Origin of the sequence: Streptomyces sp. NPDC046716 (genome assembly GCF_040645755.1) — a bacterium.
Lineage (GTDB): Bacteria > Actinomycetota > Actinomycetes > Streptomycetales > Streptomycetaceae > Streptomyces.
This window is the reverse complement of record NZ_JBEYYU010000057.1, coordinates 1-10,777: the sequence shown is the minus strand read 5'-3', so window position 1 is coordinate 10,777 and position 10,777 is coordinate 1. Positions and strand designations below refer to the sequence as shown.

Below are 10,777 nucleotides of genomic sequence, written 5' to 3'. Positions count from 1 at the left end.
AGTTGTCCGAAGCGGCGGGGCTCGCGAAGGGGCTCTACAGGCCCACGTCGCGGCTGCGGATGTCCTCCATCGACTCGCGGCGCACGAGCAGCCGGGCCCGGCCGTCGCGCACGGCGGCCACCGGCGGACGGCCGACCAGGTTGTAGCCGGACGCCATCGACAGGTGGTACGCCCCGGCGACGGGCACGGCGAGCAGATCGCCCACCCGTACGTCGGCGGGCAGCGGGACGTCGGCGGCGACCACGTCACCGGCCTCGCAGTGCCGGCCCACGACCGTCATCGGCGTGCGCGTGGCGCTGCCCGCCCGGCCGACGAGCCGGGGCGCGTACCGCACGCCGTACAGCGCGGGCCTGGGGTTGTCGCTCATGCCGCCGTCGACGGCGACGAAGGTGCGGCCGCCCGTCCGCTTCACGGAGACGACGTGGTAGAGCGCGATGCCGGACGGCCCGGCGATGGCCCGGCCCGGCTCGATGATCAGGCGCGGCACGGGGAGCCGCGCCGCCGCGCAGGCGTCGGCCAGTTCGGCGCGGACCCGGCGGGCCAGCCGGGTCAGGTCGAGGACCGGTTCGCCGGGCCGGTAGGCGACGCCGTGGCCGCCGCCGAGATCCAGCTCGGGCAGGACCAGGCCGTGCTGCTCGTGCAGCCGCGCCATCAGCCCGACCATCCTGCGCACCGCCGACAGGAATGGCTTGATCTCGGTGATCTGCGAGCCCAGATGGCAGTGCAGTCCGGTCAGTTCGAGCTGCGGCTGGTCGAGGATGCGGGCGATGGCGTGCTGCGCGTAGCCGTCGGAGAGGGACAGGCCGAACTTCTGGTCCTCGGTGCCGGTCCGGATCTTCTCGTGGCCGCCCGCGCTGATGCCGGGCACGACGCGCACCATCACCTTCTGGTGCCCGTCCGGGCCGACGGCCGCGGCGAGCCGGGCGATCTCGGAGGGGCTGTCGATGACGATGCGGCCGACGCCGTACCAGAGGGCCTTCTTCAGGTCGTGCGGCGTCTTGGCGTTGCCGTGCAGCACGATGCGGTCGGCGGGGAATCCGGCGGCGACGGCCAGTTCGAGTTCACCGGCGGAGCAGACGTCGAGGCCGAGCCCTTCCTCGTCCATCCAGCGGGCCATGGCACGGCACAGGAACGCCTTGGCCGCGTAGTGCACCTCGGCCTCGGGGAAGACGTCGCGGTAGGTGCGGCAGCGGCGGCGGACCTCGGCCTCGTCGAGGACGTACACCGGGGTGCCGAAGCGGCCGGCGACCTCGGAGAGCGCGACGCCGCCGACGGTCAGGTCGCCGGGGCGGGGTTCGGCGGTGGAGGCGGGCCACACCGAGAGCTCCTCGGGACCGGCACCGGAGCCGGTGGCCGCGGGGGTGGTGGATACGGGGGTGGTGGATACGCGGGCGGTGGTCATCGGGGTGCCTTCCTCAGCCGATCCAGTACGACAGCGCGGTCACCAGGGCGGCGGCCCCGGTCACCCGGAGCACCCCGACCGTCTGCGCGTCCCCACCGCGCTGGCGTGCGGGGACGGTGGCGGGTGCGGGGGCGGTGAGCTGGGGATCGACGGTCACCGTGGCGGCGCCGAGCGGCGCGGTCATGGCGCGCAGCGCGGGCTCCGCGAGCCGGATCCACGGCTGGTCGGCGCCGAGCGTGGCGGCCAGCGCGCGCTCGGAGGTGAAGCCGACGGCCGTGCGGCCGCCGAGCGGGGTGCGGAACAGGCGGGCGGCGTACCCGAAGGGGCCCGGCCGGACGGGCACGAAGAGCGGTCCGGCCGGGAACCGTTCAGCGGGTTCCGGGTCGTCGCCGCAGACGAGTTCGGTCATGGGATGCCTCCTGGAGGATCCGGGGAGCGGGAATCGGTCCTGGCCCCGGCCGGGGGACGGCCGGCCGGGACCTGCCGAGGACGCTATGCCCGCCGCACCCGCCTCCCGGACCTGCCCTGATGGGATGTTGACGCGGATCGGGGCGACGCTGACGCGATGGTGACGGGCCCGCGCCACACAGGCCCCGGCGGCCGTCAGAACCGCGCCAAGAAGTGCCGTCACGGCTGGTCCCGGCGGGGCGCCGGGGATGGGATGGGGCGGGAACCCCGGCTCCGGGTGTTGTCCCGCGCCGTCGACGGGGCACCCGGAACGGACAGGTGACGTCACGGGAGGTGAAGCGATGTCCGGATCCGACGCGGCCCCCAGCCCGCGCCCGCTCCGCGTCGTGGTCGGGGTCAACGGAGAGCCGGGCAGCCGCACCGCCCTGCGCCGGGCGGCGGCCGAGGCCCGGCACCGGCGGGCCGAGCTCTGGCCCGTCCTCGCCTGGCAGCCGCCCTGCGGCGGACTCGGCGTCCGGCACGCCGCGGTCGAGCCGCTCGCCGCGGAGGATTGGCAGGACCTCGCCCGCGGCACCCTCCTCGGCACGCTCGACGAGGTGTTCCCCGACGGTCCCGGCGCCCGCGTGCACGCGCTCCTGGCGCAGGGCTCCCCGGGCCGCGTCCTGGTGGAGACCGCCGACCGGGAGGACGACCTCCTCGTCGTCGGCGCCGGACACCGCGGCACGCTCCGTCGCCTGGTCCAGCCCTCGGTGAGCCGCTACTGCCTGGCCCGCGCCGACTGCCCGGTCCTCGCCGTACCGCCGTCGCCGCTGGAGGCCGAACTCGCGGCGGCGCACCGGCGCAACCTGTGGCGGCTGCGCCTGGACACCCGGCACTTCGCCGAGGAGACGGCGGCCCCGGACGACGGAGCGCCCGTCGCCTGAGGGCGTGGTCGCTCAACCGCCTTATGGGGCAGGAGGGTTCAGCCGAGCCCGGACACCTGGAACACGGCCCCGGCCAGCTCCCCGTCGATCCGCCGGGCGAGCCGGCGCAGCGCGGTCCCGCCGCACCGCAGCAGCCCGCGCCGCGCCGACACCCGCGCCGCGTCGTCGAGCAGCCGCCACAGCGCGGGATTGGCCACGAGGACGCGCGGGTCGATCTCGACCCGGCCGCCCAGCTCGTCGCGGAGCACCAGCCGGTGCGCGACACCGTCCACGCAGCGCACGGACACCAGCCGGTCGGTGCGGACCGTGTGCTCGCGCCACAGACCGCGTGCGGTCAGCCGGTCGGCGCTCGCGCTGATCCGCGCGGGCAGCAGGACGAGGGCGAGCAGGGCCCCGAGGGCCAGCCACAACAGGGCCCGTCGCGGGGTGAGTTGACCGGAGAGGCCGTCGATCCCCAGGAGCAGCGAGAACAGTGCGAGCCCGTGGAGGACGGCGCCGCGCGCTTCCCCGGCCCAGTACGCGTCCCGGGCGACGGCGGTGGTGTCTGCCATGCGGCCGACGGTAGGGAGCGCGGGCGGCGGCCTCCGCGCTCTTGACGGTTTCGAACGCCGTCACGTACGGCGTCTTGACGGCCTGACGGCGCGAGCGCCGATCAGGCCGCGATGGTGAGCGACTGCGCCGGGTAGGACCGGTGCGGGGCGACGGCCCGTCCGTCGGGCAGCAGCTCGCCGGTGTCGTCGAAGACGATCCTGCCGTCGCACCGCAGGCTCCAGCCCTGCTCGGGGTGGGCGGCGACGACGTGCTCGGGGCTCGTGCACGCGGGTCGGTGATCACACATGGCGCACCTCCAGGTGGGCTGTCCTCTGCTTCGACGATGCGCGCGCCGCGCCCCGGCGGCCAGAGCCCGGCGCGGAGTGTGACAGCTCCAGGACATGGCGCGGACAGAGCCGCGACGCAACGTTCGGGCGGCCCGGCGTAAGAGACGCGTCAAGGGCGTACGGGCCCGCGTAAGGGAGCCGTCAAGGGGGCTCTGATCCCGCCACGACCAGGGGTTTCCTCTGAATGTCAGACCCCATTCACCACCTTCGAACAGGGAGCTCACGATGGCCGACGTGGCCTTCGTCGTCACCACGATCGCGGTCTTCGCGCTGGTGGCACTCGTCGCCAAGGGGGTGACGAAGCTGTGACCGCCGAGAACATCGTCGGCCTCGTCGTGGCCGTCGCCCTGCTGGGTTATCTCGTCCTCGCCCTCATCTACCCGGAGAGGTTCTGAGCACAGATATGAGCCCCGTACTTGCCGGAGTGCTTCAGGTGCTCGCGCTCATCGTGGCGCTGGCACTGGCCTACCGTCCCCTCGGCGACTACATGGCCCGGGTCTACTCCTCCGAGAAGCACCTCCGGGTGGAGAAGTGGATCTACAAGGGCATCGGCGCCAACCCGAACGCCGAGATGCGCTGGACCGCGTACCTGCGCGGCGTCCTCGCCTTCTCGGCCGTGAGCGTCCTCTTCCTGTACCTGCTCCAGCGCGTCCAGGGCAGCCTGCCGGGCTCGCTCGGCTTCACGTCGATCGACCCGGACCAGGCCTTCAACACGGCCGCGTCGTTCGTCGCCAACACCAACTGGCAGTCGTACTACGGCGAGCAGGCCATGGGCCACGTCGTGCAGACCGGCGGTCTCGCGGTGCAGAACTTCGTCTCGGCGGCCGTCGGCATCGCCGTGGCGGTGGCCCTGGTCCGCGGCTTCGCCCGCTCCCGCACCGGTGAGCTGGGCAACTTCTGGTCCGACCTGGTGCGCGGCACCGTCCGGATCCTGATCCCGATCGCCGTGGTCGGCGCGCTCGTCCTGGTCGCCTGCGGCGCCCTCCAGAACTTCGCCGGCATCCACGAGGTCGGCCAGTTCATGGGCGGCTCGCAGGAGTGGAACGGCGGCGCCGTCGCCTCGCAGGAGGCCATCAAGGAGCTGGGCACCAACGGCGGCGGTTACTTCAACGCCAACTCGGCCCACCCCTTCGAGAACCCCAATGGTTTCACCAACCTCTTCGAGATCTTCCTGATCCTCGTCATCCCGTTCGCGCTGACCCGCACGTTCGGCACGATGGTCGGCTCGGTGAAGCAGGGCTACGCGATCCTCGCCACGATGGCGACGATCTGGATCGGCTTCATCGCGCTGATGATGTGGACCGAGTTCCACCACGGCGGTCCGGCCTTCGACGCCGCGGGCGGCGCCATGGAGGGCAAGGAGAACCGCTTCGGGATCGGCGGCTCGTCGATCTTCGCGGTCTCCACGACGCTCACCTCGACCGGCGCGGTGGACTCCTTCCACTCGTCCTTCACCGGCTTCGGCGGCGGCATCACGATGCTCGGCATGCAGCTCGGCGAGATCGCGCCCGGCGGCACCGGATCCGGCCTCTACGGCATGCTGATCATGGCGATCATCGCGGTGTTCATCGCCGGTCTGATGGTCGGCCGCACCCCCGAGTACCTCGGCAAGAAGATCGGCAGCCGCGAGATCAAGTTCGCCGCCTGCTACATCCTCGTCACGCCGGCCCTCGTGCTGATCTTCACGGCCGCCTCGATGGCCCTGCCGACCCCGCCGAACTCGATGCTGAACAGCGGCGCGCACGGCTTCTCCGAGATCCTGTACGCGTACACGTCCGGCGCCAACAACAACGGTTCCGCGTTCGCCGGGCTCAGCGCCGACACCCAGTGGTTCAACACCACGATCGGGCTCGCGATGCTGCTCGGCCGGTTCCTGCCGATGGTGTTCGTGCTCGCGCTCGCCGGTTCGCTCGCCGAGCAGAAGCCCGTCCCGGCCACGGCCGGCACCCTGCGCACCGAGAAGCCGCTCTTCACCGGCCTGCTGGTCGGCACGCTGCTGATCATCACCGGTCTCACCTACTTCCCGACGCTCGCGCTCGGCCCCATAGCCGAGGGGCTCGCGTCATGACCGTACGAACCGAGAAGACTGAGGACGCCATGTCCGCAACCACTCCCACCCGGGCGCCGCACCCGGACCTGCCGACCGGCCACCAGCCGCGGCAGGAGGGCGAGAGCAAGGTCGGCGCGGGTCTCTTCGACCCCAAGCAGCTGATCAAGTCGCTCCCCGACGCCTGCCGCAAGCTGGACCCGCGCGTGATGATCAAGTCGCCCGTGATGTTCGTGGTGCTGGTCGGCTCGGTCCTGACCACCGCGTTCGCCGTCGCGGACCCGACGGACTGGTTCGGCTGGGCGATCAGCGCCTGGCTGTGGCTGACGGTGATCTTCGCGAATCTGGCGGAGGCCGTCGCCGAGGGCCGCGGCAAGGCCCAGGCCGACACGCTGCGCAAGGCCAAGACCGACACCGTCGCCCGCAGGCTGGTGGGGGACCGCGAGGAACAGGTCCCCGGCACCGCCCTGACCATCGGCGACCTCGTGGTCTGCGAGGCCGGCGACATCATCCCCGGCGACGGTGACGTCGTCGAGGGCGTGGCCTCCGTCGACGAGTCCGCGATCACCGGCGAGTCCGCTCCCGTCATCCGCGAGTCCGGCGGCGACCGCTCGGCCGTCACCGGCGGCACGAAGGTGCTCTCCGACCGCATCGTCATCAAGATCACGACGAAGCCCGGCGAGACGTTCATCGACCGCATGATCAACCTGGTCGAGGGCGCGGCCCGGCAGAAGACGCCGAACGAGATCGCGCTCAACATCCTGCTCGCGTCGCTGACCATCGTCTTCGTCCTCGCCGTCGCCACGCTCCAGCCCATCGCCAACTGGTCGTTCGCGAACGCGGGCAGCAGCGAACACCTCTCCATGATCGTCCTGGTGGCGCTGCTCGTCTGTCTGATCCCGACGACGATCGGCGCCCTGCTCTCCGCGATCGGCATCGCGGGCATGGACCGCCTGGTGCAGCGCAACGTCCTCGCCATGTCGGGCCGCGCCGTCGAGGCCGCCGGCGACGTGTCGACGCTGCTCCTCGACAAGACCGGCACCATCACCCTCGGCAACCGCCAGGCCGCCGAGTTCGTACCGGTGCGCGGCACCACCGAGGCCCGGCTCGCCGACGCGGCCCAGCTCTCCTCGCTGTCCGACGAGACCCCCGAGGGCCGCTCCGTCGTCGTCCTCGCCAAGGAGAAGTACGGGCTGCGCGAGCGGCACCAGGGCGAGCTGACCGGCGCCGGCTGGATCGAGTTCACCGCCCAGACCCGCATGTCGGGCGTGGACGTCGACGGCCGCAAGATCCGCAAGGGCGCGACCGGCTCGGTCATCGCCTGGGTCGAGGAGCAGGGCGGCGAGGTCGCCCCCGACGCCCGCGAGCTGACCGACCGGATCGCACAGGCCGGCGGCACCCCGCTGCTCGTCGCGGTCGAGGACGCCGACGGCGCCCGCGTCCTCGGCGTCATCCACCTCAAGGACGTCGTCAAGGACGGCATGCGCGAGCGGTTCGACGAACTGCGCCGCATGGGCATCAAGACCGTCATGATCACGGGCGACAACCCGCTGACGGCCAAGGCGATCGCCGACGAGGCGGGCGTCGACGACTTCCTCGCGGAGGCCACCCCCGAGGACAAGATGGCCCTCATCAAGCGGGAGCAGGCGGGCGGCAAGCTGGTCGCGATGACCGGTGACGGCACCAACGACGCCCCGGCCCTGGCCCAGGCGGACGTCGGTGTCGCGATGAACACGGGCACGTCGGCCGCGAAGGAGGCCGGCAACATGGTCGACCTCGACTCGAACCCGACCAAGCTCATCGAGATCGTCGAGATCGGCAAGCAACTCCTCATCACCCGAGGGGCGTTGACGACCTTCTCGATCGCCAACGACGTCGCGAAGTACTTCGCGATCATTCCGGCGCTGTTCGCGGCGATCTACCCGGGCCTGAAGACGCTCAACATCATGCACCTGGCGTCGCCGAACTCCGCGATCCTGTCCGCGGTGATCTTCAACGCGCTGATCATCATCGCGCTGGTCCCGCTCGCCCTCAAGGGCGTCCGGTACCGGCCGGTGAGCGCCGACAAGCTGCTCCGCCGCAACCTCGGCATCTACGGCCTCGGCGGTCTGATCGCCCCCTTCATCGGCATCAAACTCATCGACCTGCTCATCTCCCTCATCCCCGGAATCGGTTAATGGCCATGAACAACTCCGTAGGAAACACAGGCCGGTTGCTCTGGGCGGGCCTGCGGGCCCTGATCGTCCTCACCGTCGTCTGCGGCGTGCTCTACCCGCTGGCGGTGACCGGTGTCGCCCAGGTCGCGTTCCACGACAAGGCCAACGGCTCGGAGATCAAGGACGCCGACGGCAAGGTCGTCGGCTCGTCCCTCATCGGGCAGGCGTACACCGGCAAGGACGGCAAGCCGGACCTGACGTGGTTCCAGGGACGCCCGCAGAACGGCCTCGGCGAGAACAGCGTCAACACGCAGTACAAGCTGATCCTCTCCGGCGCCACCAACCTCTCCGGCGACAGCAAGGAACTGATCAAGCAGGTCAAGGCCGCCAAGGCCGCCGTCATCAAGGACAACTCCACGGCGACGTACGAGGTGAAGCCCGCCGACGTCCCCGCCGACGCCGTCACCTCGTCCGGCTCGGGCCTCGACCCGGCGATCTCGCCCGAGTACGCCGACCTCCAGGTGCACCGGGTCGCGGAGCGCAACCACCTCTCCGTGGCACAGGTCCAGAAGCTCGTCGACACGCACAAGGACGGCAGGATCCTCGGCTTCATGGGCGAGCCGACCGTCAACGTCCTCGAACTCAACATCGCGCTGAAGCAGTTGACGCGGAAGAGCTGATGGCCTCGACCGGCACGGCGGGAACGGCCGGCCCGGGGACCACCCCGGACCGCCGGCTCCCGCCGCTCCGCACACGAACAGGACCGGAACAGGAACGGCATGACGCGCGTACTGGTGGTGGAGGACGATCCGCAGCTCGTCAGGGCCCTGGTCATCAACATGCAGGCGCGCCACTTCGGCGTCGACGCGGCCCGCGACGGAGCCACCGCGCTGCGCCTCGCCGCCGCCCGGCAGCCCGATGCCGTGGTGCTCGACCTCGGCCTGCCCGACATGGACGGCGTCGACGTGATCAAGGCGCTGCGCGGCTGGACCCGGGTGCCGATCATGGTGCTGTCGGCGCGCAGCGCCTCCGAGGAGAAGATCGCGGCGCTCGACGCGGGAGCCGACGACTACGTGACCAAGCCGTTCAGCATGGACGAACTGCTCGCCCGGCTGCGGGCGGCGGTCCGGCGCACCGAATCGGCGCCCGCCGCCCCGGACGCCGTCGTCGTCGCCACCGAACACTTCACGGTCGACCTCGTCGCCAAGAAGGCCGTACGCGACGGGCGCGACATCCGCCTGACACCCACGGAGTGGCACCTGCTGGAGATCCTGGTCTGCAACCCGGGCCGCCTGGTCAGCCAGAAGCAGCTCCTCAGCGAGGTCTGGGGGGTCTCGCAGAGCACCAAGACCAACTATCTCCGCGTCTACATGGCCCAGTTGAGGCGGAAACTCGAAGCGGATCCCGCCCGTCCGCGTCATCTGATCACCGAGCCCGGCATGGGCTACCGATTCGAGAACCCGGGAAACTGACGAGGCGATGGCGCGCGGCAAGCTCAGGATCTATCTCGGTTCCGCCCCCGGCGTCGGCAAGACGTACGCGATGCTCTCCGAGGCGCACCGCCGCAGAGAACGCGGCACCGACTGCGTGGTCGCCTTCGTCGAGCACCACGACCGGCCCCGCACCGAAGTCATGCTGCACGGCCTGGAACAGGTCGAGCGACGGCAACTCGACTACCGGCAAACGCGGTTCACCGAGATGGACGTAGACGCGGTCATCGCCCGCCGCCCCCAGGTGGCGATGGTCGACGAACTCCCGCACACCAACGTCCCCGGCGCCCGCAACGCCAAGCGCTGGCAGGACGTCGAGGAGCTGCTCGCCGCGGGCATCGACGTGGTCTCGACGGTGAACATCCAGCATCTGGAGTCCCTGGGCGACGTCGTCGAGTCGATCACCGGGGTCCGGCAGAAGGAGACCGTCCCCGACGAGTTCGTGCGCCGCGCCGACCAGATCGAGCTGGTCGACATGTCGCCACAGGCGCTGCGCCGGCGGATGGCGCACGGCAACATCTACAAGCCGGACAAGGTCGACGCGGCGCTCTCGAACTACTTCCGTCCCGGCAACCTCACGGCCCTGCGCGAGCTGGCCCTGCTCTGGGTCGCCGACCGGGCCGACGCCTACCTCCAGCAGTACCGCAGCGAACACCGCGTCTCGAAGGTCTGGGGCTCACGCGAGCGCATCGTCGTCGGTCTCACGGGCGGCCCTGAAGGCCGTACGTTGATCAGGCGGGCGGCGCGGCTCGCGGAGAAGGGCGCCGGAGGCGAGGTCCTGGCGGTGTACATCGCGCGGAGCGACGGACTCACGGCCGCGTCCCCGAAGGAGCTGGCGCTCCAGCGGACCCTCGTCGAGGACCTCGGCGGCACCTTCCACCACGTCGTCGGCGACGATGTGCCGAACTCGCTGCTCTCCTTCGCGCGCGGGGTCAACGCCACGCAGATCGTCCTCGGCGTCTCCCGCCGCAAGACCTGGCAGTACGTACTCGGGCCCGGCGTCGGCGCCACCGTCGCCATCCGCTCGGGGCCCGACATCGACGTCCACCTCGTCACCCACGACAACGTCGGCAGCGGACGGGGCCTCGCCCCGGCCGGACGCCCGGGGCTCGGCCGCGACCGCACGGCGTGGGGCTGGCTGCTCGGCAGCGCGGGGCCGGTCCTGCTGACCCTGCTGATCAGCGGGTTCGACTCCGATCTCGGCCTCGCCAACGACATGCTGCTGTTCCTCGCCGTGACGGTCGCGGCGGCGCTGCTCGGCGGCCTGCTGCCCGCGCTCGCGTCGGCGGCGATCGGCTCCCTGCTCCTCAACTGGTTCTACACACCCCCGGTCCACCGGCTCACGATCTCCGACCCGAAGAACATCCTCGCCCTCACCATCTTCGTCGGGGTGGCGGTGTCGGTGGCGTCGGTGGTGGATCTGGCGGCCCGGCGTACGCATCAGGCGGCGCGGTTGCGTGCGGAGTCGGAGAT

At 71.3% G+C, this 10,777-nt stretch carries 11 protein-coding genes; 7 read left to right on the top strand and 4 right to left on the bottom strand.

Annotated features, from left to right (window positions below; translation table 11 throughout):
- Positions 1-34 precede the first annotated feature (34 nt).
- On the bottom strand, positions 35-1,402 hold the full coding sequence (gene lysA, locus ABZ930_RS32355; protein ID WP_361555798.1) for a diaminopimelate decarboxylase: 1,368 nt from the start codon (positions 1,400-1,402) through the stop codon (positions 35-37).
- A 13-nt stretch (positions 1,403-1,415) separates the two neighbouring features.
- A complete protein-coding gene (locus ABZ930_RS32350; protein ID WP_361555795.1) occupies positions 1,416-1,811 on the bottom strand; it encodes an SAV_915 family protein in 396 nt (131 codons plus the stop codon).
- A 340-nt stretch (positions 1,812-2,151) separates the two neighbouring features.
- On the opposite strand from ABZ930_RS32350, the gene ABZ930_RS32345 reads away from it, so the two are divergent.
- Positions 2,152-2,733 carry a universal stress protein gene (locus tag ABZ930_RS32345; protein ID WP_361555792.1) on the top strand — a complete coding sequence of 194 codons (582 nt, stop codon included), beginning with the start codon at positions 2,152-2,154 and terminating at the stop codon, positions 2,731-2,733.
- 38 nt (positions 2,734-2,771) lie between these two features.
- On the opposite strand, the gene ABZ930_RS32340 is transcribed toward ABZ930_RS32345, so the two are convergent.
- Positions 2,772-3,284, bottom strand: coding sequence for a hypothetical protein (locus ABZ930_RS32340; protein WP_361555790.1), 513 nt, complete (start codon positions 3,282-3,284; stop codon positions 2,772-2,774).
- Between the two features lie 101 nt (positions 3,285-3,385).
- The gene (locus tag ABZ930_RS32335) at positions 3,386-3,571 is read right to left on the bottom strand and encodes a DUF5999 family protein (RefSeq protein WP_361555787.1); all 186 of its coding nucleotides are present in this window, start codon (positions 3,569-3,571) and stop codon (positions 3,386-3,388) included.
- Positions 3,572-3,916: 345 nt separating this feature from the next.
- On the opposite strand from ABZ930_RS32335, the gene kdpF reads away from it, so the two are divergent.
- The 6 genes from kdpF to ABZ930_RS32305 form a co-directional block, all read left to right on the top strand.
- Entirely contained in the window at positions 3,917-4,006 is a 90-nt protein-coding gene (gene kdpF, locus ABZ930_RS32330) for a K(+)-transporting ATPase subunit F (protein WP_018533641.1), read from the top strand.
- 8 nt (positions 4,007-4,014) lie between these two features.
- On the top strand, positions 4,015-5,679 hold the full coding sequence (gene kdpA / locus ABZ930_RS32325) for a potassium-transporting ATPase subunit KdpA (protein ID WP_361555784.1): 1,665 nt from the start codon (positions 4,015-4,017) through the stop codon (positions 5,677-5,679).
- Positions 5,676-7,835, top strand: a complete 2,160-nt coding sequence (gene kdpB, locus ABZ930_RS32320; protein WP_361555781.1) for a potassium-transporting ATPase subunit KdpB — start codon at positions 5,676-5,678, stop codon at positions 7,833-7,835. The genes kdpA and kdpB overlap by 4 nt, the downstream gene beginning before the upstream one ends.
- Positions 7,836-7,840: 5 nt before the next feature.
- Positions 7,841-8,494, top strand: coding sequence for a potassium-transporting ATPase subunit C (locus ABZ930_RS32315; RefSeq protein WP_361555778.1), 654 nt, complete (start codon positions 7,841-7,843; stop codon positions 8,492-8,494).
- A gap of 99 nt (positions 8,495-8,593) precedes the next feature.
- Positions 8,594-9,286, top strand: coding sequence for a response regulator (locus ABZ930_RS32310; RefSeq protein WP_361555775.1), 693 nt, complete (start codon positions 8,594-8,596; stop codon positions 9,284-9,286).
- A gap of 7 nt (positions 9,287-9,293) precedes the next feature.
- A partial coding sequence (locus ABZ930_RS32305; RefSeq protein ID WP_361555772.1) for a DUF4118 domain-containing protein occupies positions 9,294-10,777 on the top strand: 1,484 nt, incomplete at its 3' end.